The organism is Ruminococcus sp. RTP21484sp1_RTP21277st1_D2_RTP21277_210401, assembly GCF_040924225.1.
Taxonomy (GTDB): domain Bacteria; phylum Bacillota; class Clostridia; order Lachnospirales; family Lachnospiraceae; genus Blautia_A; species Blautia_A faecis.
Genome location: NZ_JBCOMJ010000008.1, coordinates 25571 through 52103, shown reverse-complemented (window position 1 = coordinate 52103; position 26533 = coordinate 25571). Strand labels below are relative to the sequence as shown.

The following is a 26533-nucleotide window of genomic DNA, read 5'->3' as shown; positions in this document are numbered from 1 at the left end:
ACTATTTCTCATTTCTCCCTGTCGTATAACCTGTTAAGATTACGGTAAACGGAGTAAGCAGTAACCCGGTAAATAATTACTGGGGTAAGTCTTTATACCCTTCAAGTACCTTCTCATATGCAGCATAGGCTTCTGACAGAGAGTTATACACTTTACCATCCCCTGCTTTAATAACGCGTTCATACCCCCATTTATTAAAAAGGTGATCGGAGATTGCCACATATGTTACATTTCCTTTTTTTCTCTCTGCCGTTAGAGATTTCGAGACGTAATATTTTCCATCTCCTCTTTGAATCAATATTGGTATTTTCTTACCAACTCCCACCTTATTGGTATCAAATGAAGTCCAGAACAAATATCTTTCAGATGCTTTGTCTGAATTTCCATTTCCCAGAAACGCCCATGTACCATTCTTCAATAGGCTTTGTTCGCCCAATACTTTTTCAATTTTCGGGACAAAAGTTGAAAACTCCGCTGCTTTCGAATCAATTTCAAAATCATTGTTTGAGCTTATTTTCTCATCCTTCAGACAGCCACTCTTCTCTAATACATCAAAGAAATCCTCACTCATGTCATAGCTATTTGACGCAGAAGTCCCATCCCCGCTCCACACAAATTTGGTTCCCGTTTTCTGGTCAAACGAAACCTTACAGGTTCCACCTGCTCCTGGTTTTCCAATCCAGTTATCCGTATCGCCTTCTTTTACCGAATGGCTGATCCCCCCAATTGTAATTACATCCGCTGACTGCCAGTCATACTGTTTCTGTTTCAGATTGACAATAACCTCTTTATTATAGATTCCCATGTTTGCCTCAGTCAGCACTTCTGCATAAGCAGCGCGTACATTTGCAAGGTCTGCTGCTTCCCTGCTTTTTTCCAACTGACTTCCGAAAATAGGTATTGCAACAGCCACCAGTACCGCAATAATTGCAACCACGATCAAAAGCTCTGCCAATGTAAAGCCTTTGCGATTTATTTTCATAAAATACTCCTCAACTTCTTACAAGCACATCTGCTTCATCAGGTGTTAAAACAGCTTCCCCCTATAAATTCTCTTAACAGGGAATTATTAGGCACTTCCTCGCTTGGCACAGCTACAAAATAATCAAAAAATTTCAGCAGCCTGTTTGCCTCCAGATATTCCGGCTCCTCTTTGGAAATTCCGAAGAGAAGAGGCTCTGCGTATACCTTCAGACATGCCAGTTCATAGATCAGTGCCGAGTTAAACATAACATCCGCTTCTTCCTGGTATGGAAAAATATTCTTCTCTTCCCCTCTTCTTACAGATGGCCACCTTGCAATGGTATCCTTGGCAGAGGTTCCTCTGGTTCTTGCATCCCGGACGATTCTGCGGATCAGCCTTCCGTCTGTGGTAGGAATCCGGTTGTGTTCATCAATGTTCAGCTGGGTGAGGGCACTGATATAGATTTTGAACTTGCTCTCCTTCGGAAGCGCATAGCTTAATTTGTCGTTCAGACCATGAATTCCCTCAATAACAAGGATGTCTTCCTTCCCCAGCTGGAGAAAATCGCCTTTATATTCTCTCTGCCCGGTCTTGAAGTTAAACACCGGAAGTTCTACTCTCTCTCCATTAAGAAGTGCCAGCATATCTTTGTTGAACTGCTCCACATCAATGGCTTCCAGACACTCATAATCCTTTTCCCCGAATTCATCCAGCGGGGTATGCTCTCTGTTTACAAAATAATTGTCAACAGCAATGGGATGTGGCTTCATTCCATGTGCCGCCAGCTGAATAGACAGCCTGTGGGAAAAGGTAGTCTTGCCGGAGGAGGACGGACCAGCGATCATGACGAACTTCTTGTTTCCAGCCTCCACGATCTGCTCTGCAATTCTGGCAATTCCAGACTCCTGGATGGCCTCCTGCATAAGAAGGATCTTCTGTATCCCCTGGGAAACGATCTGGTCATTCAGCTCACCTACTGTGGAGATTTCCAGCTTTCTGCCCCACTCTTCAGAATCCTTCTGCACCTGGAAGATTTTCTCCTGGGGCTGGAATTCCGGAAGCACATCCGGAGTCTTAGCCTCCGGCAGAATCAGCACAAAGCCTTCATCATACAGCTTCAGGTCAAAATATGGCACATAGCCGGTATCGTAAGCCATTGCCCCATAATAATAGTCCTCAAAATTCTCTATGCTGTAAATATTCACCCTGGAAACCCTGCGATAGCGGAACAGCTTCTCTTTATCATACATTCTGTGATGATGAAAAAGTGCAATCGCTTCATCCGTTCCTACACTTCGTTTCTTCACCGGGATTTTCTGCTCCACCAGCTCTGTCATCCGCTTCTTTACCTGGTCAAGAAATGCCTGATCCAGCTTCTGTTCTCCTTCCATGGTAAAGTAAAAACCGCTTCCTACAGAATAATGAAGCACCACTTTATCTACTTTTTCTTTGCCTGCAAGATCGTAAATTGCCTTTAAAAGCACCAGACATGCAGTTCGCTTATAGGTTTTATTTCCAATGCTGTCTTTTGTGGTGACCAGCCGGACTTCACCGTCCCGTTCTGCTTTTTTATGAAGCTCACAGATCTTGCCTCCTGCAATTACAAGAATAACAGGGGCCGGGCTGGTCTTTTCGTACGCTTTTACAACTTCTTTATAGGTAATTCCCATGGGAAACTCTCTGGTTTCCCCATTGATTGTAAGTTTCACTGCATGATCCATAAAATCTCCTTTTCTGATCCGAAAGACCAATTAGGCTAAACATAAATCACATTTACCAAAACCAAACAACATTATTCTGACAACTCATTTTATCTCCGGGCGGACATCATCTCGCCCATCCACAACAAGTCTCCCCTTTATAATATAGTATACGGGCTTCTCACCTTTGCGCAGCTGACTGTAAGCTCCGGAAACGCTTTTGCCAGTCTTTCCTTCATATCTTCCATAAAAATATATTCCGTACCGTAATGACCTGCGTCAATGATTGCAAGCCCCTGGGCTACGGTGTCAATTCCGGTATGGTGGTCAATATCACCTGTCACATATACATCCGCCCCGGCTGCAAGCACATCCTGGATCATGCTTTTACCAGAGCCGGTACATACGGCAGCCGTTTTCACAGTCTGTTCCAGATTTCCGTACACTTTCACATCTGAAAGCTTCAGGTTCTTTTTCACAAGAAGGGCGTACTCCTTTAAAGTCATCTCACAAGGCAGATTTCCCACGCGTCCAAAGCCAATGGGCTCTCCGTCTTTTTCCCCGGTGGCACAAAGTACCTTCGTATCTGACAGTTCCAGATATCCGGCACTTAAATCTGCCATTCCCAGAATATCATAGTTGGTGTGCATTGCATAATAAGATATTCCATGGCGCACCAGACTGATAATCTTCCGTCCTGTAAAGCTGTAATTATTGATCTTCTTAATACCGGAAAAGATCATAGGATGATGGGTAACGATCATGTCAGCGCCAGCCCGGATAGCCTCGTCTAACACTGTTTCGGTAAGATCAAGGGCAAGAAAGACATGTTTTACCTCACTCTCGTCATCTCCTGTAAGAAGTCCCACATTATCCCAGTCTTCTGCAACTGCTGCAGGAAATTTTCCTCCCAGCCAGTCTGTCAGTTCTTTAACCTTCATATTCTTCCAGCGCAGCAGCGATCAGCTGCGCCTCCTCCTTTACTTCCAAAATGCGGGCAGTAACTGCCTCTGCCTTCGGTGCCGCTTCCAATTGTTCCAGAATCTGGGAGCGGATCCGGGATTCCCGCTGAAGATAACGGTAAAGCACCTGGTTCTTTTCCTGAAGAAGATATTTGCCAAAGGCTTCCTCCAAGGTGTAAGCAGCTGGATTTTCCGGCATTTCTGCCCCTTCATCAGCATGCAGGTTCTCAGAAAAAGCGGCTTTCACAGACGTATTTTTTGTGAAAGAATCCACGTTAAGTTTCAAACTGCTGTGAACATTTTCCCCAGGCACCACCCGCATCATGGGATAAAATTTTCCATCCTCTTCCACCATTTTCTCTTCTGTGATCTCCCAGCCTTCGGACTGGATAAATCTGCGAAAATGGGGAATGTCGGACTGTGGCTGTAAAATCAGCTCAGAGAAAGAATTTCTCACAGACCTGCCATCTGTGAGAATCCTTTCCATAAGGGGACCGCCCATACCTGCGATCACAAGGGTGTCACCCTCTCCGGCTTTCAAGCCTTCAAGTCCGTCTGAGAGCCGGGTCTGTATGTATTCCTCCAGTCCATACTGCCGGATATGTTCCTGTGCCCTGGAAAGTGGCCCTTTTCGCACATCCATTGCAATGGCGGATGGAATTTTTTTCTGCTGTATCAGGTATACCGGCAGATATCCATGATCGCATCCCACATCTACCAGCCGGTTTCCTTCTGTCACCAGGTCTGCGATTGCAGACAGTCGTAAGGATAACTGCATAGTCCTCTCCTTAATCCAGATAATCCTTCAGCTTGCGGCTGCGGCTTGGGTGACGGAGCTTACGAAGAGCCTTTGCCTCAATCTGACGGATACGCTCTCTGGTAACATTAAACTCCTTGCCAACTTCCTCAAGTGTTCTTGCACGTCCATCATCAAGCCCGAAACGAAGGCGAAGAACCTTCTGTTCTCTCTCAGTAAGAGTGCCAAGAACTTCTACCAGCTGTTCCTTCAAAAGAGTAAATGCTGCAGCATCAGCCGGAACCGGAACATTGTCATCCTGGATGAAATCTCCAAGATGGCTGTCCTCCTCTTCACCAATAGGGGTCTCCAGAGAAACCGGCTCCTGGGAAATCTTCAGGATCTCACGCACGCGGTCAACCGGCATGTCCATCTCTTCCGCGATTTCCTCCGGAGTAGGTTCACGTCCAAGCTCCTGGAGTAACTGTCTGGAAACGCGGATCAGCTTGTTGATCGTCTCAACCATATGAACCGGAATACGAATGGTACGCGCCTGGTCTGCAATGGCTCTTGTGATAGCCTGACGGATCCACCAGGTAGCATAGGTACTGAACTTGTAACCCTTTCGGTAATCAAATTTTTCGACAGCCTTGATAAGACCAAGGTTACCTTCCTGAATCAGATCCAGAAAAAGCATTCCACGTCCTACATAACGCTTTGCAATGCTGACAACAAGACGAAGGTTGGCTTCTGCCAGACGCTTCTTGGCATTTTCGTCGCCCTGTTCCATTTTCTTTGCAAGCTCGATTTCTTCTTCTGCTGAAAGAAGCGGAACTTTACCGATTTCTTTCAGATACATACGAACCGGATCCTCAATGCTCACACCTTCCGGAACAGAAAGATCAATCTTGTCCAGCTCTACTTCTTCCTCATCGTCCAGACCATCAATATCCATGTCATCGTCCAGCATAAGGTCATCTGCACTGTTCTCTGTGATACGCAGCACATCTACCCCACTTGCCTCAAGGAAATCGAAGATCTTGTCCATCTGTTCCGCATCCAGTGGCTGGTCTTTGAAATAATCACTGATTTCCTGATATTCCAGTACGTTTTTCTTCTTTTTTGCAAGCTCCAGAAGTCCCACCAGTTTCTCACTGAATTTGCCCATATTCATTTCCATAGGTACTCTAACCTCCATATAGTGTTAATATTTTATCCTTATTCAAAAGAAATATGCAATTGCTGCCTTTTTCTTCCAAGCTCCTCCAGATCCTTCTTGGCCTTTACAAGCTCCTGTAAAGCCCCCATATCTGCAGGATCCCAGTTTTTATTTTTCTCCGCCAGACTCTCCTGCTTAATGCGGATCAAAGCATCGGAAAATGCTCTCTGCTGTTCCTCCTTTGTCTCAAGGTGGATCGTGGCATTAAAGAGAGAGGCCACCTCTTTCTGCTCTTCACTGTCTGTAAAAGCATTCAGAAGTCTGGCCGGATTCACATCTCCCTCTTCGTGCTGCTTCCAGAGCATTTCTGCCACCTCTTTATAAAGAGGAACTACAAAATCTGAAGGGGAAAGATATTTCTCCACAGTATCAAAAATTGCCGGATAGGTAACCAGCCAGGTAAGCATCAGCTTCTGGGATTTATCTGCCGCGCTCTCCTTTTTTCTCATTGGAGAGCCGCCGGATTTTGGCTGGATACGCTTCTCTGCAGGCGTACCCTTCAGAGCAAGGGTGTTTACACGCTTCCGAAGGTCTTCCACACTGATTCCATATCTGCGGTATTCTTTTACAATTGCTTCAATATACAGATTCCGTTCCAGTTCATCAGAAAGTTCCAGAAGATACTGGGCACACCGCTCAAAAAACCGGTTTTGTCCCTGTGGCTCATCCATAGGAAAATCACCGGAAGCAATACTTATCCGGAACATAAAGCTGTCCGTAGCTGCCTCCAGCCTTTTCTCAAAAGCCTCTGCGCCTTCTGCTTTGATAAATTCATCAGGATCCTTGTGAGGCCGTAAATTCACCACTCTGGAATTCACGCCGGCTTCCCGTAGAATGGGAATGGCTCGCAAGGCGGCTTTTACACCAGCTTCATCACTATCGTAAAGAAGAAGCACTTCCTGTGTATACCTCTTCACCAGACTGGCATGTCCGGATGTAAGCGCCGTTCCCAGAGAAGCCACTGCATTGGTAAATCCTGCCTGGTGCATGGAGATTACATCCATGTAGCCCTCGCACAGGATCAGGTAATTTTTCCTGGTGGTTCTGGCTATATTCAATCCGTACAGATTACGGCTCTTGTCAAAAATACGGGTCTCTGGCGAATTCAGGTACTTGGGCTTGCCGTCTCCCATCACTCGCCCGCCAAATCCAATCACCCTGTTATTGACATCCATGATTGGAAAAATAACACGATTCCAGAATTTGTCATACATGCCCTGGCGTTCATCCACATTGAAAAGGCCGGATTCCCGAAGAAGTTCATCACTGTAATTCTGGGATTTCAGATATTTATACAGGTCATCACTGTACTTGTCTGAATACCCCAGACCAAATTTCCTGATCGTCTCTTCGCTGAGACCTCTGCCTGTAAGATAATCGTGGGCATTTTTTCCACCTTCACGGCGCAGCTGGTAATAAAAATACTGAGCCGCTTTCTTATTGATCTCAAGCAAGGCTGCACGCTTCTCCGCTTTCGCCCTTGCCTCCTTGGAATATTCGATCTTGGGAAGTTCCACACCGGCACGCTCTGCCAGATGGGAAAGTGCTTCTCCAAATGAATAATTCTCATATTGCATTACAAAATTGTATACATTTCCTCCAGCTCCGCAGCCGAAGCAGTAATACATCTGCTTGGACGGCGTTACGGAAAAGGAAGGGGTCTTCTCATTATGAAAAGGACACAGACCAAAATAGGAGCTTCCTCTTCTGGTCAGTCTTACATACTGGGATATCACGTCTACAATATCATTTTTCATTCGCACTTCTTCAATGATATCGTCGGAATAGCGCATGCTTATCCTCCTTTGATTTGATATGCCGCATATCCAAGAAAATGCGACATCTTTCGCGTAAATAAATATTATATCTCATTGCAAGAGTTTTGTCCACGTTCTAATAAACCTCCCAGGCTCTTGGTATGAAAATCTCCTTGAATTTCTTCATGGAATACTGATCCGTCATTCCTGACAGCCAGTCACATACCGCCCGGTCTTTGGGAACTCCCTTTTTCTCAATAAGAGCAACGTACTCCCTGGACATTGCTTCCGGGTGATCTATGTAATAGGCGTATAATTCTGTCAGCATTTTGATTGCCTTGGATTCCTCACGCTTCGCAATGGGATTCAGATATACTTTCTGGAACATCTCTGATCGAAGATCCATGAGTGCCTGCTCTACAGGAGCAGACATCTGAATGGAAGGCTGGTCAATGCTGTGCTCAATCACATCATGTACAAAGGTATTCAGCCTTTCTCTTGTGGTCTGTCCAAGAAACTCCCTGAGACTGGCAGAAATATCATTCTCTGTAATGATCCCAGCTCTCTGGGCATCGTCCATATCATGATGAACATAGGCAATCTTATCCGAAAAGCGGACTACCTGTCCCTCCAAAGTGGACGGATGACCGCTGGTACGGTGATTCAGGATTCCGTCTCTTGTCTCCCAGGTAAGATTCAGTCCGTCACCGTTCTTCTCCAGTACTTCCACCACGCGGACGCTCTGACGGTAGTGGGCAAAGCCCTCAGGATGAACGGTATTAAGTGCGGTCTCTCCTGAATGTCCGAAAGGCGTATGACCAAGGTCGTGTCCCAGTGCAATCGCCTCCACAAGATCCTCATTCAGGCGAAGTGCCTTGGCTATAGTACGTGCGATCTGGGATACCTCCAGAGTGTGCGTCAGCCGGTTCCTGTAATGATCTCCTTCCGGAGCCAGAAAAACCTGAGTCTTATCCTTCATCCTGCGAAAAGCTTTGCTATGCAGGATCCTGTCCCGGTCTCTCTGGTAAACCGTCCGGACGTCACACTCTTCTTCCTCCCGGTCTCTTCCTCTGGAACGTCCACTGTATGCGGCATAAGGACTCAGCAGTTCCAGTTCTCTTTCTTCCATGCTCTCTCTGATATTCATATATCTTCTATCCTCCAAAGACTGACAGGTAAGCCGATAATCTTCCTCCTATTAATTATATTCTACACAAAATTTCAAATTCCTCTTTTTTTCAAAAAAAACTTGAAAATTTTTAATTTTTTTCAAAAAATGTGTTGACAATCATATACCCCTTTGTTATACTAATATCCGTCGCAGCGAGAAAGAAAACTTTCTCCGAAAAACGCGATATGCGGAAGTGTCGGAACTGGCAGACGAGCAAGACTAAGGATCTTGTGAGCATTGCGCTCGTGTGGGTTCAAGTCCCATCTTCCGCATGACTATTTAATAGTCACAATTTCATATTTTATCGCGCAGAGGTTTTTCCTCTATGAATGCGATATGCGGAAGTGTCGGAACTGGCAGACGAGCAAGACTAAGGATCTTGTAAGCATTGCGCTTGTGTGGGTTCAAGTCCCATCTTCCGCATGTACTACGTAAGTAGTTACAATTTAATATCTGATCGCGTAGAGATTTTTATCTCTGTGAAATGCGATATGCGGAAGTGTCGGAACTGGCAGACGAGCAAGACTAAGGATCTTGTAAGCATTGCGCTTGTGTGGGTTCAAGTCCCATCTTCCGCATTTTTTTATTTTATCAAGAAGTGTCAAAAGCCTGCAAAGCGCCTGTTTTGCGGGCTTTTTGGGACTCCGAATGTTCAGGAGGTAGATAAAGTGTGTCAAAACTCTGCCCCTTTTTTGCCCCTCGAGGGGCAGAGATTTTGCCCCTTAAGGGGCAGGATTCTTGCCCCTCACATTTTCCAGAAAAAATAAAGCAAGATTTATAATATAAGAAGAAAAGCCTTTACTCTCCTGAGGGGCAACTCGCGGGATTGTGAGGGCTTTTCTTATCTAAGGGAAATCTCATGTTCAGTTTTACTGTACCAGATTCTACCTCATCTGTCGAGCTTTATCGTGCGAGATAGTACGACAGCATTCGACATCACAAACTCTTCACCAGGACTGTGAAGCCTGCTGTCTTCAGCTTCTTTACCACCTTATTGGCAGCCTTCTTTGTTCTGTAGGTGCCGACCTGGACGCGGTATGGGACGGAGCCGGTTACTTTGCGGATACTTGCTGAAAATCCCTTTTTCTTAAGTACTTTAACCATCACGTCTGCATTTTCTTTTGTCCCATAGGCTCCTGCCTGGATGTAATACTTTGCTTTTGGTTGCGCCGGCGCAATTGTGATTGTTTTTCCCAGGATGCCCTCTGCAATCAGCTTGCCATGAGCGTCCATACCAAGTTTTTTCGCTTTGGCATAATCGTCCTTGTTATCACAGAAGAAAGATTCTACCAGAACTGCTTTTGCCTTGGTCTTTCTGGTCCAGTACAAACCTGGACGTTCTTCAGCTCCTCTGTCATGCCAGACAGTACCGAGCTTCGCACTGATCCGCTGAGCTTCCGGAAGACCATTTGCATTGTAACAGTATGCTTCGCAGCCATATGCCTCTCCATTAAAGGCATTCAGATGAAGCTGGACGGACAGATCATAGTTCTGTTTATGTTCTTCTTCAATGAAATACTTGATTTCATCATTCAGGGAATGCAGCTGACCTTCCGGAGCAATACACAAGGTTGCCTCATGTCCTGCTGCCTTAAGCCATTTGCACACATAAGGTGCCAGTTCCTTGTTGTATTTGTATTCGTTTACGCCACCTTTGCTGGTGCCATCTGCCGATGAGATGACGCCACCGCCATAGTTCGCGTGACCTACACAGATAAAATATTTCATGTTGAAATTCTCCTTTCAAAAAGGAGGGCGATCACTCGCCCTCGTCAAAATCTTCTCCATCTTTATTGATTGCCTTGTCTGCCACTTCCAGTCCCTTGATCAGGATCTTCGGGACGTCCACTCCCATTTCCACCAGATTCTCACAAATAGATCTGATCTCATTTACCAGCAGGGATGCCAGGACAAAGAAGCCAAGTAATGTGGTAATTCCCAGATCAACGCCAAGCGTCTTTCCGATCTCCACAAACACTGCAGACGCTCCAAAGGCTACCGCAATCATGATCCAGTAAGCCAGTTTTTTCAGGACCCCTTTCCATCCCGCTTTGGAATTTTCCTTGTGTGTCAGTCTGGCTTTCATCCAGCCTGTGATCCAGTCGGCAACATTAAATGCCAGGAACAATGCAAACAGGATCCAGTGTTCTCCAAAGATATAGCTCAATACAGCAACAGCTGCGCCAACAATAGCATTATACGTATCAATCACCTTCATAATTATGTGTTCTCCTTCTTATTATATTATTTTATGGTATAAAAATAAGACCGGTTACACGGTCTCGCCCTTGGTTCGTTCATATAATTTTCACGCTACCTTTCTTTTCAATGCTTCAATTTCTTCGTGCTGCAGCTGGATTGCCTTGATCAGATATGGGATCACAGCTCTTTCATTCCAGTCTTCAATCAGTCCGTTCTGGTATCTGGCTGCTAATGGAAGGTACTGTTCCACATCCTCTGCGTAAAGCCCGGGAATGGGAATGGCGCTGTCTTTTTCCAGATAGCCAGGCTTATAAACAAAGAATACGGTTGGAAGCTTATACAGATTTTGTATATCATTATCTGTCATGTCCCGGATATGGTTCTTGTATCTTCTGGATGAACTGGATAAATAAGAAACCGTAGCCCCATCACTATCAAATACCAGATGTCCTCCAGACGATACATGACCTAATCCGAATATCTTGAATCTCTCCGTGCCATCGTCAAAACCACTGCTATCTGTATTTACATTTGTGTAAAGGTGTAAGCCGTTTTTTACTGTGAGCGCTCCTCCAGTTGAACTTATTTTACATGTTCCAAATTTTAAATATCCATCCGAGTGTATAGTCATCGCATCTATTCCGGCAAAACGTGACTGAATTTTATCGGATGATATCGTCCATCCTCCCAGTGTACCTTTGACACTTTTTATGCTTCCATCGGTTAAAATGCAAAAATAGCTATTGGCGGTTACCACACCGTTTAAATTGATCTTACTCGCGTTAATGGAAATACTTTCTGCGGACTGGTTGATCTGGGAGATCAGGCTGGCCTTGTCTGCCTTTTTGCTCCAGGAAGTGGAACTGGTTACAGTGCTGACGATTGCGGAATCTGTGATCTTCAGTGCGGCCTGGGACTTCCAGGTCTCTAGATTTGATATCTTTGTACTGGCGTCGCTCAGCCCCTCCTTAGTTGCATAAGTCTTTGAAACAGATGCTGTGATGGAATCTGCATTCTGCTTAATGGCTGATTCCATAGCGGTTACAGTCGGATACGATTTCAGAAGTTCTTCTGTATTTGCATTCGCAGCTTTTACGGCTGCACTTTGTGCCGCATCCGCATATCCCTTTGCGGATTTATCCGCTGATTGTAAGGCACTGTCCGCATAGTTTTTAGCCTTCTGGTCTGCGCCGGATAGACCAGCTGAGAGATCTGCTCCTGTCGCATAGGTCTTGGAAACGCTAAGTGTTATACTGTCGGCCATTTGCTTGATTGCAGAATTCATGGCTATGGTAGTGGAATAATTCTTCAGTTTATTATCGGTATCAGCTTTTGCATTGGATTCCGCTGCATCTGCCTTGGACGTTGCGTCTTGCTGTGCCTGGCTTATTGCGGTACTTTGTGCAGTGTCTGCATATTTCTTTGCATTGGTGTCAGCTTCTGCCAGTGAAGATTTAACGTTTTGCGTTGTCGCATAAGTCTGTGAGACAGTACTGGACAGCCCATCCACACTTGCTTTAATGGCTGCATTCATTGCAGTAGTCGTGGAATAGTCATTGTTTATCTTGGTGCTAAGACTGGACAGGTTCATCGAAAGTCCATCCAATCCTGCTTTGTAATCTGCTACTTTTGCATCCAGGGAGCTGTATTTACCAGTTACGGTATCATATTTACTGCTGATATCGGAAAACTGCAGCTGAAGGCTGTTTATATCCAGTACGGCTGATGCAAGTTTACTGTACATGGTTGCCTTGCTGTTCTGCAGTTCAATCAATTCTGACTCGCTGATCAGTGCAGAGAGCTTTCCTCTGACTACTTGGACAGCTGTTTCATTTGACTGGAAACGCTTCAGTACATAATCCTGCGAGTATATATTGACTGGTTGTTCGAATAGCATTGGGTTTTTCCTCCTTTCCGGATAAAAATCCATAATAAAAGACACCTTGGGAGATGCCCTTTAGCATGAATTCTTGTTTTACTAAACAATATGGCAAAAGCTTAAAATGTAAACGTTTCCCATCACCCTCAAGTGAGACGGATATTTTAGAATACGCATATAATATCGTGCAAACTAACGAGGTGGGTGTTGAAATAATTGGCACTGCAAATGTCACAGATGGCAAAGCCTATGGTTATTCTCCAGGGCTAATATTGCATAACTATGATACTTGTGCAATCTTGCTTGTTAATTTTACAAATGGCAATATACAAACAAATATCTGCACTCGTGCCGGTGGCTGGAAAGGCTGGAAGGAGTTTGCTGGGGTGTAAAATAATTATTTCATTTGAAGCCCATATATGACGATTCTGTTGTTACCTTTAGACTTGTATTTTGCCCAAATATAGTAAGTAATATCCTCAGATACTCTATCAAGTACGTGTGTTAGTACTGTTGGGTATTTTTCACTATTAACAACAATTGTACTTATATTATGGTTTAAATCCGAACCTGCAATTGAAATTCCTACTGACTCTGAAGTATTATAATCGGCTCTTGCTGTAAAGATAAATAAAGTGTTTTTCGGGACTGTAAACGACAATCCTGTATATACGTATTCATTAGCTACTTGAATATCCACACCTTTTTCTTTCGATATAAAAGATGACTTGCCATATTATATGCAAGCTCCTTTTTCCCTCAAAAATACAATCGTTTTCTCAAAGGCCGCACTTCCCCGAGCCACCTTTTCAGCTGGCTTTTCCAACATTTATTTTTTCCTTTTCCTATGCGATTAGACGCATAAAGGATGCTTTTACTGATTCCTGTTTAACACTTACGTACAGCATTGTTGTGTCCGACTTTGCGTGCCCAGCATAAGCTTGGATTTCTTGTAATGGCACACCTCTGGCACCTGCATCCGTAAGTAATGTTCTTCTAAATTTATGCGGATGCGCATGTACTCCTGCTTCCGCTCCAAGTTTCCGGAGCATGTCTTGTATTGCCTGCCTTCCCAGGCGATTATACGGCTTCCTTCCTCTCACAAACAATGCCGGATTGTTATCGTCTCTACTCTCCAGATATTTCTTAAGATGATAAACACAACCTTCTGTAAGATACACTTTACGCTCCTTCTTACCCTTTTGACCGTAAATGATTATTTCTCTGTTTACAAAATCTACATCATCACGATTAAGAGCTACTACTTCTCCAATACGACCAGCAGTACTGTATAAGATCTCCATGATTGCTACATCTCTTTCTGTTTTCGCCACATCTTTGAGGTGCTCCCTCTCTTCAGCTGTATACGGCTTCTTGATTTTCTGCGGCACTTTTACACGTTTTAATCTTCTAGCTGGATTCCTGTTTACGTAGCCTTCATCCGTAGCCCAACTGAAGAATCCGCTGATATTGTGCCGCAAAGTTTCAAGGTAAGCCAACGAAATTTTCCTCTGTTCCTGGTATACAGCCAAATAGTACCTAAGATCATTGGTAGTTATTTCGTGAATTTTCTTATTAATTCCCTGAAATAGTAGTGTAATGCACCGATTGTACGCCAGTAGTGTAGATTCTGCGCAGTTTTCCAAACGCTTACTAGCTATGTACAGCTTTAGGATTCGCTCCCAGTGTCGTTCCGAAGTAACCAGCTGTGTACACTCCTCTCTCACTTCCATCCCGTGAAGATTGATTGCAAGAACGTTTTCCAGTTTCTGAAGCTGTTCGTCAGTAAGGCTATCCTGCATTGCTACAATTACATTTTGAATCAATTTTTCGGTCATAAATGAATACCTCCCTTCCTGATTCCATTATATTTTCTGGTATCAGGAAGGTCTACCCTACAAAGTGCTGACTATATAATATGGCAATAAAGCTCAAAAAGCTACATACGCTTTAAATGATAATATCAACGATATATTGGTATCTGGCAACTATTGCGAAATTATTCCAGCATGGGGAAATATTGGAGGTTTATACCCTTCTTGGGCTTGGGGTATAGTTCTAACGTCTAAAAATATTGCAAATTTTATTGGAGTCGCTACAGTAAGCAAAAAGCTTGCCGTTGCACAATACAGTAATGGTGCTTGGACAAAAATTATGTAAATGATTATTTCTCTATCCAATTGCCCCATACATCACTTTCTTTTGACCTAAGAAATATTTTTTTATTAACAAGCGTCAAAAATTCTTACATCGCATATTTGGAACCATCAATATACATGGTTCTTAAAATACCATGTTCCCCTGGTGCTGGGCTATTTTGACAATTTCATTTAATTAGAATTGCTCTGGCATTTACTACGTTTGTATTATTCGTATCGATAGTACATGTGAAAGTTTTGGAATTGCTATCCCATTTAGCCTCGTTAGTTTTTGCATTGCTTGAGACAAATGACAGTATTTTCGAACTGTATTTAGAGCCATAAACAATCAATGCAATAGCGTACACAAAGGCAGAAATTTGATAAGTTAAGCAGATAAGACCATAGTCTGTATCACTGATTGAAAGTTTTGCATTTAATGTTTTATTTTCAATAGTGATTGCGACTGGTATCTCCATGAACAACTTGCCATATAAATAGTTAATGGCTGCCGGTAGCGTCTGGGTTCCACTGTCTAAACCGAAGGTTTGTGAGGTCAATCCATTCAAAATCTGCTTCGTCAAATCCTCCAACGTAATAATCCCACCCTCATTCGTGGTGGGATCGATGAACATCAATTCTTTCCCTGCGGGAATCTGTGTTACTTTTGTGAGGCCGTTTGCGTCCTGGCCGTCTTGTGGTAATGCCATAGCTTAATCTCCTTTCTTCATACCGCATCTACATTCAGATTGACAGCTTTCCCTCCGATCACAAGGAGTTTGCCGCCTACTATGAGCGCTGCAGTCTTGTATGTGGTAAATCGTCCGATCACCACACCGCCAAACATGTAATCTTCATTCTTTACTTTGATACTGTAGCCGTATCCCAGGAAGCTCTCACCGCTTTCGGTCTTTTTACGCCAGGAAAACCATGCTGCCGGATAATTCTTTGTGACCTCGCTTCCATTCTGGTACACAACTGCAGTCACGGTTGTAGTGCCGTCTTCGTTGTCATGATAGCGGACATTGTACAGAAGTGAATTTCCCACCAGACCGTGGAGGTCTGTAGTCGTCTCGGACAGATTCATCTTTAAACCATCCACGCTTGTCTCAATGTTGGCTACTTTCTGGTTTGTCGTGACAATGGCAGCTTTTGCCTGGTCTGCGGTCTTCTGAGCGGCTTTGATATCATCAGCCAGGCCTTCCGCATCCGCAAGGAGCATGACGGTCTGGGTATCTAGGTTCTGGGCTCCGGATGTATCATATAAAGTACAGCGGATCATGTTCACGTCAGCTCCGGAGGGAGCGTATATCTTCATGATCTCAGCAGATGAAGAACCATACTTCAAAACATAGGTCTTTCCATTGTCTTTTGATTCCTCGATCTGAAAAATTCCGGAATAACTGCTGATGATTCCATTGTCATTCTTAAATGCTGAGAAAGTCACGCTTTCCGGAACCAGAGTCTTTCCGTCCTTTTGTTTCCGGATCACCTGGCTGCTGACTCGGAGATCATAGCTGAGACCAATCTTTCCGTCCTTTGCCTTGCTGATGGAAAATCTCTTGGTGATCCAGGAGCCCATTGACTTTACAACAAGCGTTTTACCGCCTACAACAAGCCCTTTTCCACCGACCAGAAGAACTTTCCCTTCCAGTCCGTAAAGCCCCGAAATATCCACGTAGCCGTTGTCAGAAGTCATTGCTGTGACCTGATACGTTCTGGTTTTCGGGTTCCAGGTACCGCTTACACCTTCAGAAGCTTTCACCGTAATCTGGTCAATGTGATCGGAAACATCCGTATCGCCCAGATACACGAAAAAAGTGGTATGACAGCTGCTGTAATCCCCACCGGAACCATCCGTATAGGTATGGACCACATGCGCATCATTGTCCAGGGAAGCCCCGATTGCATCCAGGGTAGAAATCCCGGACAAAGTGTCCAGAGCTTTCTTCGCTGCGTCAGAAGCTGCATTTGCCGTGTTGCTGGCGGCATTTGCGGTACTGACGGCATTGGATGCAGTCGTAGAAGCACTGACAATGTTGGTATTCATCTGGCTGTATAACTGGTTCAGGCTCTGGTTCTGATCGTCAAACCAGATCCGGCTGCTCTTGATACTCTGGGAGCTGCCATTGATAGCTGATACCACCGAAGGGATATCCAGCTTAGTTCCGGCAATGGCTGCGTTATCCGCCACCATCTTATTCACGATCAGACCATCCGCGATAGCTCCAGGCTTCACGCCTGTGGAATCCAAAAGAATCCCTTTTCCGGTCTTATCGAACAGGGAAAAGGTAAAATCACCGTTTGCATCCCTGCCAGCCTGCATCCGGACAGTTCCGTCTGCGTCCCTCCACTGCTGGGTTGCCCCCTGGATCTTAATCCCGCCATCGTCAGATGTGATCATAAATTTATTGGTGGAAATGGTGCCACTTAAAAGATCCCCAACTGAGACCGTCTGCATAACTGCAGTTCTGATCAGTGCCGAGTCAATCACTGCATTCTGGGAAGTAAGGTGGATGTTCTGCAAATCCCCCACACCGGCACCACCTGCAAGCAGCGTTTTGATATTGGCATAATCGTTATCCAGGATATTGATCTTTGCATTGGCGGCAGTAAAATTTGTAGCAGTCAGATCCCTGAAGCTTCCAAACTCTGCATCCAGATTCTGTACCGTAGCATTGACCGCATTCAGATTCTGGATTGTTGCAAATTTCAAATTGGCAGTATCCACATCCAGCTTATTGATCATTGCGTGGTCGATCATCACCAGCTGTGCATAATACCGCTCCATTTCTTTTGTGGTCGGACCTTTCCAGTTCGCATTTGTTTCATCTTCTGATAAACCCACAGACTCCACAGAATCCGTAAAACCGCCATCATACTCCCTTTCCAGTTTCATCAGCGGGACCTTGTAGGAACCCCCTTTTCTGTCTTCCACGGTGAGGACGTCCCAAGGATCCAGCCGTGGGTCTCCCATCATCCGGAGGGAGCCAGGCATATAGGAAAAACCTTTCAGGGAATCCATCACTTTGTCCAGGGTATCCTGTGTCATAAACGGATTGGAAAAGATCACTGCCCTTGGCCCGTCTCCGGATGAAACAGAAACATCTTTCCCCTCTTCGTCCTGGCCAGTGTAACAGGTAAGCTTTTCCACCTGGAACAGGTAATCGTTGTGTTCAAAAGAATCCCAGTATCTGCCGGTGCTGACCGTATACCCGCTGTCCTCGTAGCTGTGCAGTTCAATCTGTCCGTTTCTGTTACATACCGCAAAACAGCCATGAAGCTGTGCTGCGTAAGAAAGGACCTCCCTGCAGCTGTAACCTTTCGGAACCTCCATGGAAATGCCGGAAAGACCATCTGTTACAACCATCACACCTGTGATTTCCTGGATCCTTTTCAGAACAGCCGCCGTATCCGTACTGTCTCCGTCCATAGAGAATGCACGCTCTGTTTTCATCATCCGGTCATAGGCTGTAAACTCAATCTGCTCTTCATTTCTGGATGGTTTTCCAGGCGTGAAATATCCCATGGGGATGTATTCCACCAGACCGTTCACTTCCATTCCGATCTGGACCAGGAGCTCATGCCCCTCAATGGCTTTTCCCGGATCCGGAATTATGATGGTAACGTACTGGCTCACTGTGGAGCCAAGGGAAAAGTCATCCTCCCCTTCTGCTCCGCCAGTAAACTTAATGCTTTTCGCATTTGTTATGGATACATCATCATATGTGATGAGTGCTTTAAAAGTTCGGGAATCCTGTAGTACCAGGTTTCCAAAAGCTTCTGAAGACTGATACACAGGACCACCTCCTACTCAGTCATGATCTCAAGTGTTTCCAGGTCAGCCACTGTCAGGGCATCATAACGTGGATCATCACATTTCTCAATCTCTTCCTCAGAAACAGTATGGATACCAACCTCTGTCTCAATCGCCAGGAGCTCATCCAGGTCTTTTGCAAAGCCCTCTTTGTCCTCGATGGAATACTGCCCATTCTCAACCAGGAACTTTCCATCCTCACCTTTTGCTGCGTATTTCTCAAGCAGTTCCTGGCGCTCTGCATCATAGGCATTGGCTGCATCACTGACTGCTGCCAGGTTCTTCTTGATCGCATAGCCAAGCTTTACCGGCAGCCGCTTCTCCCTTAAGGAAGCACAGCCATTGACAAAATTTAATATGTCTTTATTTTTCAGTTTCATCTGCGGTACCTCCTGTTACACGCTCGTCCTCAGCTGCATAGACTAACTGGTTAAATGCTTCAATATCTTTTCTGCACTCTGTCTTGTTTGTCTCATACAAGTCACGATCCTGGACGGTAATACTGGTGCTTGCGTTCCCAGCTTCCGGGATCTGCGCAGACATGTACACAACAGGTCTGTCATTGATCATGCTGTTGAAATTCATGGATGTTGATTTTGTTCCTTTTAACATTTTGGTTTCCTCCTATTTTTGAATCAGGTCCACAGCCACACCCTGGTACGTCTTCACACCTTTACGGTAGGTATATACAGGGTAGGCTGGAGCGCTTGCATAAAATCTTTTTGTTACTTTGGTATTTGTCCCTGGATCCAGGAAAGTCACATTGAAAAAAGCAGGGGAAACGGCTTTATCAATCACCGCTACCTGCTCTCTTGTCAGCGGCGGCCAGCTGCATTTCAAAGTATATTTAATCGCAATCAGGTCTCCCACCATCTCGCCATTGGCTGCACGTCCGGTATTTTTTGACCATATTTTTTCTTTGGTTACGGTAAGGCCATTCAGCTTAAGACCTGGCATTGGCACTCCATCAATTTCAATATCTGAAGATGTTTTTGTAGTAGTTGTTCCGCTACTTACAAAGTCACTCAACCGACCACCTCCTAACTAAATACCGGTTTCCCAGTAGATTTCTGATACTGCTGTCCCTTTTTTCGGACAATCTTAAACAGCTTGTCTGCATCACCTTCCAGGTAAATATGGATCTCTGCCTCTCTGTCTTTGGACTGCGATCTGCTCTCCAGCGCATTGACCACAGCATCATATACACCGGCACGAATGCCTTCGATAATCTGGTTATTGTTGGCAACGGCATTTTTACTTCCCATCCGGCCGACCAACTCAGGGCCGCTCTCGCGTGCCATGAACATTTCGCCGTTCTCTGGGAAACCGCCTTTGGCATACCAACTCAATCCAAAGCTTGGTGTAGAGAAACTCACAGGACCTACATTGTGTTTATTCCAGGATACGGAAACATGCGGTAGCGGAATATGTACGGAACCAAATCCACTGGCAAAATTCTGAATTGCATTTTTTCCGGTATTGAACAAATCTGGGATTGCATTGCTGATCTTATTTGGAAGATCCTGAAACCAGTCCCCTATGCTGTCCCATTTTTCACTCAATCCATCTTTTAAACCAGATAAAACATTTCCGCCAGTCTCAACCAGCCAGTCTTTGGCATCTGACAGCTTGTCCTTCACCCTTCCTGGAATTTTCCCAATCCAGGTTAAGACAGAACCGATATTATCCTTCAGACCTTTCAGGAGTCCTGAAATAATAAAGCCACCCTGTTCAGCCATAACTGTCGATGGACTGTGAATTCCGAATGCATTTTTGAAACCATCGATAAATGGATCAAAGATATGCTGCTTAATCCAAGTACCGATTTCCTTCACACCATCAACAATACCTTTAAAAATACCTTCGACTACATTTCCACCGCACTCTTCAATCTTCTTCTGGAAATACTGCTTTGCCTCCTGCACTTTTTCGCTGATTACGCCTCCCAAGAAAGCCGCAAGACCTCCAAAGGCCGCACCGATCAGTTCAAAAGTACGGTCTGCGATTCCATTCCAGTCAATTGCCGCAAGACCTTCCCAGACTTTTTCTCCCAGCTGGTACCAGTCAATCCCTTCAAGAGCAGTTATTCCAAAATCCAGCAGACCTTTCAAGCCATCGGAGAATGTATCTCCAATGCCAGCAAAGTCAACCGTCTGGATCGCGCTGTTTACAAATTCAGACAATGCATTACCGGTTCCGATCCAGTCAAAATTCTCTATTGCAGTATGAATAAAACCTATAACTGTATTAATCCCGCTTCCAAGCGAATGCCCTACCAGTCCCCAGTCTGTTGTCTGGATAAATCCGTTCAGTCCATCCGTAATACCTTTTGCAATATTAAAGACCGTCTCATTGATCAGATTCCAGTCAAGACCGCCAAGAGCCCCATTGATACCGTTTCCTACGGCATTTCCAAGGCTCTCCCAGTTGAAATTCTCAGCAAAGGTATTAGCAGTTCCGAATACCGTGTTGATTCCCTGGGATAGCGTATTCCCAACTAAATTCCAGTCCGTAGCCTCTATGAAACCATTCAGGAATGTAGCTGTGCTCTTTGCAATCCGGTTGCAGGTATTCTGAATAGAATCCCATGGAATGTTCTGCAAGGCTGAATTCAGCTTGTGTCCAACAATTCTGCCAATTCCGGTAAAATCAGCATTTCTCCAGGCTTCCTTGATCTGCGCTGCAAGTGCTTTCATTTCGTTTGAAACATTCAGTGTCTCAAACATGTCCTTTCCAGTAAGGCCACCAGTACCGGCACTGTCAGAAGAACTGGAACCGGACGTATCGTCCAGTTTATTGATCTGGTCGAACCCAAGAAGTGTACGCTGCAGCTTTTTATTTGCATCATTTGCCTTGTTGGCGCTCTTTGTGTTCTTGTCAAGACTTGCAGCATAATTCTGGTTCAGCTGTTTGGCTTTGATAAAGGTACTGGCGCCGGTCAAAGCACTGGTAAACTGTCCAATTGCATTTACCACAGAAATGATTTTCTGGATTACTGCATTCAGGATTGGTGCCACAATATTCAGTACCGGTGCAAATGCTGTTGCAAAAGCATTTTTCAGCTGAGTCAAGGAAGACATCAGCATGGAAAGGCTGTTATTGGTATCCCCGCTGTATTGAGACAGATTTTTGAATCCATCCACCAGTGCACTCCGTAGCTTGTTCACCAAGGCAAACAGACTTCGGATTCCCAAGGAATACTTCAGCAGATTTTTCAGTCCGCCGCCAAAGGAACTGCCATTGTCTTTCACTCCACCAGTGAACCGGTTTAGGATAGGAATTCCGCTTGTGAACTTCTGGATCAATGCACCGAATAAACCAGATGTACGTCTGATCACACCGCCTACTTTAGAAAATGCAGAGGTGACTCCGCCAAGGATTCTTACCAGTCCTCCCCAGCCTTTCGAAACTGCTGATGCACCGAGACCTGCTACCTTACCAATGCCACCGACAACTGATTTTCCCAATCCCATTGCCTGCTTTGGAAGAGATACCGGTCTCTCTACATCCGCACCATTTGCTTTCATCTCTGACATCTCAGCCTTATATCCTTCAACGGCATTCTTTGCCTTTTCGATATCATATTGCAATGATTTCCATTCTCGGCTCTGTTCTTTTACACCAAGTGCCTCCAGTTTCTTCTGCTTTTCAAGTAAATCAGCCAAAGCATCTCTTGCCTGGCCTGCTTCCTCCCGAAGCTCCTGAAACTCCTGCGTTGGAACCTTTATCCCGGATTTTACCTGAAAGTCTTTTACCATTCCCTTTAAAGAAACAGAGGACATTGTTTTCCTGATCTTCTGCAACATCCCCTGGATCTGTGAAGTACTTTTCGCAGTGTCCTGTTTGGCACTGTCCAGCGCTTTTTTCAATGGGCTCTTATCCGCTGTCACGGTAACCTTTAAGGTTGCAAGATTCTTATCGTCTGCCATTCATTTCACCTCCTCAGGGCATAAAAACCGGCAGTCGGGTTATAAACCTAACTGCCTTCGTCTGTTTACTTCTGCAATATATGCTTTTCTTCGCTCCCTATAGTCTTCCATCTGCTGTTTCAGCTGATTCTCTTCCCAGGACTTTTTCTCTGCTTCAAAGAAACTGGGATAATAATCCCAGGGATGGGGCATTGCTTCTATATCACCAGCAACAGGTGCCAGGATATTAAGTGCAATCACTTCTGCTATAATGAAATCGTCCTGAATTTTCAGCTTACGTTCCTGCTCTTTCCGTCTGCCGTAGCTTTCCAGCATGTCTATGATCTCATTTACAGAAGAATTCCAAAACAGGTCAATGGAAATACCTGCATCAAGGGCATATGGGTACAACTCGCCCAGAAACTCTGAGGTTGTCTTTACTGGTTCTCCAGCTCCTCCATGATGCTCTGAGCCTGTTTCTCCGGGAAAAAACCCGAAACCACCAGGGTAGGGATTACCACCTTTTCGAACAGATCAACCTGGTTTCCACCTTCCTCTGTCCAGTAATCGTAAATCTTCTGGATATCTGGGTAATCAATCCCATGCTCCCAGGGCTCCATAGCCGCCTGAATAATAGTCAGCATGACCGACAAGGAGGGCATGTCTTCCACCAGGTTCATAATGTTCTGGCGGTATTTGTTTTCCAGTTTTCCGATTGTAGAAGCTTTCAGTTTCAGTCTGTAATCCCTGCCTTTTACTGTCCAGTACCAGAAGGGCTTGCGTTTCTTTTTCTCTTCATCCAGGTTTACAACCTTTTCGTCTTTCATTTCGTCCTTTTCAGATACATCATTTAATCCGCCTAAACTCTCCATCAGCTACCTCCTTATGCCGGATCTACATAATCAATGTCAGACTGAACAATCATGGTCAGCTCGAACTCGATCACGCCGTTGACACCACCTCCAGTACGTTTCACAGAAACCTGGGCATCAAACTGAATCTTGGTACCGTCCGCATCTGTTTCCTCAAAACCTAATACCTCTTTATCCTCTGCTGCCTGTCTCATAACACGGTATGGACTGTCAGCCTTGGTATTATCATATTTGAATTTGTACACCATATCCGGCAAATCGCCGATTCCAAGTTCATACATTTTATGAGGATCTGTAAGAGTTGTATTTTCAACTTTCTCTGGCTCAGAACCAAGTTCCGGAATCTCTTTCAATCCCGGAAGGTCTTTATACGCAGAGCTTGCTTCAGATTTCTTTTTATATCCTAACTTTGCACCATTTGCTAACATGCTTCGTTCTCCTTTCCTAATTCAGCCAGTATACCTGGTCTGAATCCATATCAATAATTCCTTCGTACCTCATCTGCTTATGCTTCATGCCGGATGAATCCGGAACATCTGCACAGCCGATACGCTTTAACCCGAGAGCGGACACAACCTTATCTACAGCAACTGCGGTTGGTGAGGTATTTTTAAGATCCCAGATATCAATGCGGTACCGTACCTTGGATTTATCTTCTCTCATTCCTTCTGCACTTCCACTGCCTTCAAAGACGCTGTTGTCTTCTTCGGTAAACTGAATGGTTGGTTCATTCCCAGCCCACTCTTTCGGGTATGCATCAGACACATGTTCTGAAACAGTGAGCAGCGCCGCGAATACTTCATCTTTTACATTTTTCATTTAATGCTCTCCTTTATGGCAGCTGAAAAATCAGCTTTCATTCCTTCCAGGATCTGATCCTGGCTGTCTTTTAATGCTGGATACATGAATGGATAAGCGGGCTGTCCAGTGCACAGATAAAAGCGTCCGTCTGGAGTATCCATGTAAAACCAGTGGTATTTCTCAGCCACACGCCTATCCACCTGGCTTTCATGGATCCACCAGGGATTCTGCGTATAGGCTGGTGTAATCTCTGGTGAAATGCCTGCATGGTTCTCCTGGCCTTTCGGTCCGGTACCAAATTCCAGATAGGTCGCATAAGGTTTATTTGTCCAACAGACGCCAATTGCCGTATCACCGTTATCCTCCACCTCTGCATAAATGCTCTGCCTGAGTTCCCCTGTATCCACATGTACATTCATAACGGCTGCGCTTCGTACAGTTTGGATAGCATTTCCAACTGCCTTATTCAGATCTACATCTGCCAGCTGATCCAGCTTTATTTCCAGTTCATCCAGACCTTCCGCGCTCATGTCCGTTCCACCTCCAGCGTCAGAAAACGGTATGGTTTAATTGCAACAATCCTGTAATCCGGCTCAGTATTCTCACCAACGAACAGGCAGATTCCATCCAGTTCCATCAGATCAGTACCATTATCCAGAATGTAATGCAACCGTCCATTTTCATCCGGCTTGATGGCATATTCTCCGTTAATTTTCACATTACGGATGTACCCAAGCCGCTGTCCATACTGCTGCGCCTGAACTTTCCCGGAAGCTGGCCAGGACTCTCCAGAAAAGGAGCGGGCAGCACCGTACTCTTCATAAGTGCTGCCCTCATTGTCCTTTTTTACTACCCGTTTTCTATGATAATAAGTCTCAAGTCTGCTTTGTCTTAGTCTCATAGGTTCTGCCTCCTACTCTGGCTAGCCGGAAACGGTTCAGTACATCATAAATCTGCCTGGGAGCATTGTCGAAAGAATAGGACTCACCACCTTCACTTCTGCCTGTCTCGCCCTCTGTTCCCAGACGGTTCAAGGCAATCACTGCAAGATCGCGCACTGCTTTTTCAAGCCCGGTAACAAGCCGGGTCCGGTTGGTATACCCCAGAACAAACGCTTCCGCCTCGTCAATCAACACTCCAATCAGTTTCTCATCATTGTTGCCGGTAAGGATTTTCAAACGCTCTATGGCTTTTGTTTTCTCTTCATCCGTCAATCCAATCACCCTTTCAGGACGCCAAGCAGTTCTTCTTTGCTCAGACTGGAATAGCCGGAAAGACCTTTTTCTTTGGCAACAGCTCGAAGCTCTGCCAGGCCCATGCTGTCAAGGTCTCCAGGAGCTTTTGCCTCTGAGGATTCCTTTTTGGAATCCCCGGAAGTCTCTACCAGCTTATAGCCATCTTTAAGCAGCTGCTCGCATTTGGAAGCATCCACTTCGCGTTCCACATTTTCTCTGATCACTCTCATGCTTTTGCCTCCTTGATATTCACATAAACGGAATCCAGTTTGTTCTCCAGGATCCAGATATCATGGAATCTACGGTAATCCAGCTGCCATGCGTTTAATTTCTGGTTTACTAACGGATCAAAAATTCTCATGACATCCTGTTTTGTGATCGCGATCGGTGTGGTTACCGGGCAGATAAAGAAATTGATATTCTTTGCTGTAGTTCCCTTTTCATAACCGCCCTGTTTCTGTCCCTCTGTCTTTCCATCATTGATCTTGATAGAAGTGTACATACGGTTAGAGGATGTTGGAATAATCGGCACGCGGTCCACAGAAGGAACCTGTGTATCAATGCCGCCTTTGGAAAAGGTTGTCGCAGTGATTTTTCCAGCAAGTTCCAGTTCCAACTCCATGATAAAATCAGTAGTTGCCTGGCATACAAGAGGTCCGGTATAGTTATCCTGTACCGCCTTGATACCTTCTTTAAAAGCTCTGAGCGCAGAAGTTCCAGTGGCTCCCGGAGTGTAGCCATAATCCACCATTCCTGCCTTTTCAGCTGTGATTGCCTCTGTAGCCACTTTAGAGATACGGTAAGCATCAATTTCTGGAACTACGTGCATTCTCTGGAACTCACCCATAACAGCAGACGCTGTTGGAATGAAGTTCGCCTCGTTGATATCCATTGGATCAAGATTGAACAGACGTCCACGATCCTGAGTCATTGTTTTTGTCTGATAATTCAGAGTAACGGAGCCCTGTGTATATCCGTTATCCCTGTCATAATCTCCCATTCCCTGAAGGGACATTTTCGGGATCTTTACTTCATTTCCACCGTTATAGATCACACGTCCCGCATTGGCGTCCATCCATCCGGTTGTTGCTTCCTGTACTGCGACCTTATCCAGCATAGTCATAAATAAGGTTGCAGCTGCTAATGTGTTAATTGCCATAATTTATTCACTC

General features: G+C 45.0%; 28 protein-coding genes and 3 tRNA genes. 4 read left to right on the top strand and 27 right to left on the bottom strand.

The features are described from left to right. Positions 1 to 76 precede the first annotated feature (76 nt). The 7 genes from AB5706_RS07515 to AB5706_RS07485 form a co-directional block, all read right to left on the bottom strand. Positions 77 to 982, bottom strand: a complete 906-nt coding sequence (locus AB5706_RS07515) for a type IV pilin protein (protein ID WP_148462383.1) — start codon at positions 980 to 982, stop codon at positions 77 to 79. A gap of 38 nt (positions 983 to 1020) precedes the next feature. Continuing rightward, positions 1021 to 2685: a nucleoside kinase gene (locus tag AB5706_RS07510; RefSeq protein WP_148462385.1), complete on the bottom strand. Its 1665-nt coding sequence runs from the start codon at positions 2683 to 2685 to the stop codon at positions 1021 to 1023. Between the two features lie 137 nt (positions 2686 to 2822). Further along, positions 2823 to 3605 (bottom strand): Nif3-like dinuclear metal center hexameric protein, encoded by a 783-nt coding sequence (locus AB5706_RS07505; protein ID WP_368365969.1) that lies wholly within the window; start codon positions 3603 to 3605, stop codon positions 2823 to 2825. Then, on the bottom strand, positions 3595 to 4404 hold the full coding sequence (locus tag AB5706_RS07500) for a tRNA (adenine(22)-N(1))-methyltransferase (RefSeq protein WP_148462388.1): 810 nt from the start codon (positions 4402 to 4404) through the stop codon (positions 3595 to 3597). The genes AB5706_RS07505 and AB5706_RS07500 overlap by 11 nt, the downstream gene beginning before the upstream one ends. A 10-nt stretch (positions 4405 to 4414) precedes the next feature. Next, the gene (gene rpoD, locus AB5706_RS07495) at positions 4415 to 5542 is read right to left on the bottom strand and encodes an RNA polymerase sigma factor RpoD (RefSeq protein ID WP_118578714.1); all 1128 of its coding nucleotides are present in this window, start codon (positions 5540 to 5542) and stop codon (positions 4415 to 4417) included. 38 nt (positions 5543 to 5580) lie between these two features. Further along, positions 5581 to 7374: a DNA primase gene (gene dnaG, locus AB5706_RS07490; RefSeq protein WP_148462390.1), complete on the bottom strand. Its 1794-nt coding sequence runs from the start codon at positions 7372 to 7374 to the stop codon at positions 5581 to 5583. A 100-nt stretch (positions 7375 to 7474) separates the two neighbouring features. After that, on the bottom strand, positions 7475 to 8485 hold the full coding sequence (locus AB5706_RS07485) for a deoxyguanosinetriphosphate triphosphohydrolase (RefSeq protein ID WP_148462392.1): 1011 nt from the start codon (positions 8483 to 8485) through the stop codon (positions 7475 to 7477). A gap of 211 nt (positions 8486 to 8696) precedes the next feature. On the opposite strand from AB5706_RS07485, the gene AB5706_RS07480 reads away from it, so the two are divergent. The 3 genes from AB5706_RS07480 to AB5706_RS07470 all read left to right on the top strand — a co-directional run bounded on the left by AB5706_RS07480 (position 8697) and on the right by AB5706_RS07470 (position 9087). Next, positions 8697 to 8781 (top strand) — tRNA-Leu (locus AB5706_RS07480). Between the two features lie 66 nt (positions 8782 to 8847). Then, positions 8848 to 8932 (top strand) — tRNA-Leu (locus tag AB5706_RS07475). A gap of 70 nt (positions 8933 to 9002) precedes the next feature. Beyond that, positions 9003 to 9087 (top strand) — tRNA-Leu (locus AB5706_RS07470). 358 nt (positions 9088 to 9445) lie between these two features. Here the strand turns inward: AB5706_RS07470 and AB5706_RS07465 are convergent. From AB5706_RS07465 to AB5706_RS07455, 3 genes are all read right to left on the bottom strand, one after another. Next, a complete protein-coding gene (locus tag AB5706_RS07465; protein ID WP_368357528.1) occupies positions 9446 to 10237 on the bottom strand; it encodes an N-acetylmuramoyl-L-alanine amidase in 792 nt (263 codons plus the stop codon). A 31-nt stretch (positions 10238 to 10268) separates the two neighbouring features. Continuing rightward, positions 10269 to 10727, bottom strand: a complete 459-nt coding sequence (locus AB5706_RS07460) for a phage holin family protein (RefSeq protein WP_204454769.1) — start codon at positions 10725 to 10727, stop codon at positions 10269 to 10271. Between the two features lie 90 nt (positions 10728 to 10817). Continuing rightward, positions 10818 to 12608: a tail fiber domain-containing protein gene (locus tag AB5706_RS07455; protein WP_368365968.1), complete on the bottom strand. Its 1791-nt coding sequence runs from the start codon at positions 12606 to 12608 to the stop codon at positions 10818 to 10820. Between the two features lie 65 nt (positions 12609 to 12673). Between AB5706_RS07455 and AB5706_RS07450 the strand changes: the two genes are divergently transcribed. Then, the gene (locus tag AB5706_RS07450) at positions 12674 to 12982 is read left to right on the top strand and encodes a hypothetical protein (protein ID WP_368361399.1); all 309 of its coding nucleotides are present in this window, start codon (positions 12674 to 12676) and stop codon (positions 12980 to 12982) included. Between the two features lie 5 nt (positions 12983 to 12987). Here AB5706_RS07450 and AB5706_RS07445 read toward each other — a convergent pair whose 3' ends face one another. From AB5706_RS07445 to AB5706_RS07365, 17 genes are all read right to left on the bottom strand, one after another. Next, positions 12988 to 13290 (bottom strand): hypothetical protein, encoded by a 303-nt coding sequence (locus AB5706_RS07445; protein ID WP_368361400.1) that lies wholly within the window; start codon positions 13288 to 13290, stop codon positions 12988 to 12990. A 145-nt stretch (positions 13291 to 13435) separates the two neighbouring features. Beyond that, positions 13436 to 14428 (bottom strand): tyrosine-type recombinase/integrase, encoded by a 993-nt coding sequence (locus AB5706_RS07440; RefSeq protein ID WP_173771852.1) that lies wholly within the window; start codon positions 14426 to 14428, stop codon positions 13436 to 13438. Positions 14429 to 14916: 488 nt separating this feature from the next. Further along, complete coding sequence (locus AB5706_RS07435; protein ID WP_368361401.1) at positions 14917 to 15438, bottom strand: hypothetical protein; 522 nt, start codon at positions 15436 to 15438, stop codon at positions 14917 to 14919. Positions 15439 to 15455: 17 nt separating this feature from the next. Beyond that, entirely contained in the window at positions 15456 to 18527 is a 3072-nt protein-coding gene (locus AB5706_RS07430) for a hypothetical protein (protein ID WP_173771854.1), read from the bottom strand. 11 nt (positions 18528 to 18538) lie between these two features. Continuing rightward, positions 18539 to 18925, bottom strand: coding sequence for a hypothetical protein (locus AB5706_RS07425; protein WP_173771855.1), 387 nt, complete (start codon positions 18923 to 18925; stop codon positions 18539 to 18541). Then, positions 18909 to 19157, bottom strand: coding sequence for a hypothetical protein (locus tag AB5706_RS07420; RefSeq protein ID WP_173771856.1), 249 nt, complete (start codon positions 19155 to 19157; stop codon positions 18909 to 18911). The genes AB5706_RS07425 and AB5706_RS07420 overlap by 17 nt, the downstream gene beginning before the upstream one ends. A 12-nt stretch (positions 19158 to 19169) precedes the next feature. Next, positions 19170 to 19574 carry a DUF6711 family protein gene (locus AB5706_RS07415; RefSeq protein ID WP_173771857.1) on the bottom strand — a complete coding sequence of 135 codons (405 nt, stop codon included), beginning with the start codon at positions 19572 to 19574 and terminating at the stop codon, positions 19170 to 19172. Between the two features lie 11 nt (positions 19575 to 19585). Then, a complete protein-coding gene (locus AB5706_RS07410; RefSeq protein ID WP_173771858.1) occupies positions 19586 to 22474 on the bottom strand; it encodes a phage tail protein in 2889 nt (962 codons plus the stop codon). Between the two features lie 39 nt (positions 22475 to 22513). Beyond that, positions 22514 to 22864 (bottom strand): hypothetical protein, encoded by a 351-nt coding sequence (locus AB5706_RS07405; protein ID WP_173771859.1) that lies wholly within the window; start codon positions 22862 to 22864, stop codon positions 22514 to 22516. Positions 22865 to 22890: 26 nt separating this feature from the next. Beyond that, positions 22891 to 23325, bottom strand: coding sequence for a hypothetical protein (locus AB5706_RS07400; RefSeq protein WP_173771860.1), 435 nt, complete (start codon positions 23323 to 23325; stop codon positions 22891 to 22893). 11 nt (positions 23326 to 23336) lie between these two features. Further along, the gene (locus AB5706_RS07395; RefSeq protein WP_173771861.1) at positions 23337 to 23753 is read right to left on the bottom strand and encodes a phage tail protein; all 417 of its coding nucleotides are present in this window, start codon (positions 23751 to 23753) and stop codon (positions 23337 to 23339) included. Between the two features lie 16 nt (positions 23754 to 23769). Continuing rightward, a complete protein-coding gene (locus AB5706_RS07390; protein ID WP_173771862.1) occupies positions 23770 to 24144 on the bottom strand; it encodes a hypothetical protein in 375 nt (124 codons plus the stop codon). Next, positions 24141 to 24656: an HK97-gp10 family putative phage morphogenesis protein gene (locus tag AB5706_RS07385; RefSeq protein ID WP_368361403.1), complete on the bottom strand. Its 516-nt coding sequence runs from the start codon at positions 24654 to 24656 to the stop codon at positions 24141 to 24143. The genes AB5706_RS07390 and AB5706_RS07385 overlap by 4 nt, the downstream gene beginning before the upstream one ends. Next, positions 24653 to 25027: a hypothetical protein gene (locus tag AB5706_RS07380; RefSeq protein WP_173772689.1), complete on the bottom strand. Its 375-nt coding sequence runs from the start codon at positions 25025 to 25027 to the stop codon at positions 24653 to 24655. The genes AB5706_RS07385 and AB5706_RS07380 overlap by 4 nt, the downstream gene beginning before the upstream one ends. Next, entirely contained in the window at positions 25002 to 25340 is a 339-nt protein-coding gene (locus tag AB5706_RS07375) for a phage head-tail connector protein (protein WP_202030789.1), read from the bottom strand. Before AB5706_RS07375 ends, AB5706_RS07380 begins: the two co-directional genes overlap by 26 nt. Positions 25341 to 25345: 5 nt before the next feature. Beyond that, the gene (locus tag AB5706_RS07370) at positions 25346 to 25591 is read right to left on the bottom strand and encodes a Rho termination factor N-terminal domain-containing protein (protein ID WP_173772687.1); all 246 of its coding nucleotides are present in this window, start codon (positions 25589 to 25591) and stop codon (positions 25346 to 25348) included. Beyond that, the gene (locus tag AB5706_RS07365; protein ID WP_173772685.1) at positions 25588 to 26520 is read right to left on the bottom strand and encodes a hypothetical protein; all 933 of its coding nucleotides are present in this window, start codon (positions 26518 to 26520) and stop codon (positions 25588 to 25590) included. Before AB5706_RS07365 ends, AB5706_RS07370 begins: the two co-directional genes overlap by 4 nt. Positions 26521 to 26533: the final 13 nt, after the last annotated feature.

Bases quoted from the DNA above. Each gene is read 5' to 3' on its own strand.
- AB5706_RS07515 (WP_148462383.1), bottom strand. From the start codon at position 982: ATGAAAATAAATCGCAAAGGCTTTACATTGGCAGAGCTTTTGATCGTG.
- AB5706_RS07510 (WP_148462385.1), bottom strand. From the start codon at position 2,685: ATGGATCATGCAGTGAAACTTACAATCAATGGGGAAACCAGAGAGTTT.
- AB5706_RS07505 (WP_368365969.1), bottom strand. From the start codon at position 3,605: ATGAAGGTTAAAGAACTGACAGACTGGCTGGGAGGAAAATTTCCTGCA.
- AB5706_RS07500 (WP_148462388.1), bottom strand. From the start codon at position 4,404: ATGCAGTTATCCTTACGACTGTCTGCAATCGCAGACCTGGTGACAGAA.
- rpoD (WP_118578714.1), bottom strand. From the start codon at position 5,542: ATGGAAATGAATATGGGCAAATTCAGTGAGAAACTGGTGGGACTTCTG.
- dnaG (WP_148462390.1), bottom strand. From the start codon at position 7,374: ATGCGCTATTCCGACGATATCATTGAAGAAGTGCGAATGAAAAATGAT.
- AB5706_RS07485 (WP_148462392.1), bottom strand. From the start codon at position 8,485: ATGAATATCAGAGAGAGCATGGAAGAAAGAGAACTGGAACTGCTGAGT.
- AB5706_RS07465 (WP_368357528.1), bottom strand. From the start codon at position 10,237: ATGAAATATTTTATCTGTGTAGGTCACGCGAACTATGGCGGTGGCGTC.
- AB5706_RS07460 (WP_204454769.1), bottom strand. From the start codon at position 10,727: ATGAAGGTGATTGATACGTATAATGCTATTGTTGGCGCAGCTGTTGCT.
- AB5706_RS07455 (WP_368365968.1), bottom strand. From the start codon at position 12,608: ATGCTATTCGAACAACCAGTCAATATATACTCGCAGGATTATGTACTG.
- AB5706_RS07450 (WP_368361399.1), top strand. From the start codon at position 12,674: ATGAATTCTTGTTTTACTAAACAATATGGCAAAAGCTTAAAATGTAAA.
- AB5706_RS07440 (WP_173771852.1), bottom strand. From the start codon at position 14,428: ATGACCGAAAAATTGATTCAAAATGTAATTGTAGCAATGCAGGATAGC.
- AB5706_RS07435 (WP_368361401.1), bottom strand. From the start codon at position 15,438: ATGGCATTACCACAAGACGGCCAGGACGCAAACGGCCTCACAAAAGTA.
- AB5706_RS07425 (WP_173771855.1), bottom strand. From the start codon at position 18,925: ATGAAACTGAAAAATAAAGACATATTAAATTTTGTCAATGGCTGTGCT.
- AB5706_RS07420 (WP_173771856.1), bottom strand. From the start codon at position 19,157: ATGTTAAAAGGAACAAAATCAACATCCATGAATTTCAACAGCATGATC.
- AB5706_RS07410 (WP_173771858.1), bottom strand. From the start codon at position 22,474: ATGGCAGACGATAAGAATCTTGCAACCTTAAAGGTTACCGTGACAGCG.
- AB5706_RS07400 (WP_173771860.1), bottom strand. From the start codon at position 23,325: ATGGAGAGTTTAGGCGGATTAAATGATGTATCTGAAAAGGACGAAATG.
- AB5706_RS07395 (WP_173771861.1), bottom strand. From the start codon at position 23,753: ATGTTAGCAAATGGTGCAAAGTTAGGATATAAAAAGAAATCTGAAGCA.
- AB5706_RS07390 (WP_173771862.1), bottom strand. From the start codon at position 24,144: ATGAAAAATGTAAAAGATGAAGTATTCGCGGCGCTGCTCACTGTTTCA.
- AB5706_RS07385 (WP_368361403.1), bottom strand. From the start codon at position 24,656: ATGAGCGCGGAAGGTCTGGATGAACTGGAAATAAAGCTGGATCAGCTG.
- AB5706_RS07380 (WP_173772689.1), bottom strand. From the start codon at position 25,027: ATGAGACTAAGACAAAGCAGACTTGAGACTTATTATCATAGAAAACGG.
- AB5706_RS07370 (WP_173772687.1), bottom strand. From the start codon at position 25,591: ATGAGAGTGATCAGAGAAAATGTGGAACGCGAAGTGGATGCTTCCAAA.
- AB5706_RS07365 (WP_173772685.1), bottom strand. From the start codon at position 26,520: ATGGCAATTAACACATTAGCAGCTGCAACCTTATTTATGACTATGCTG.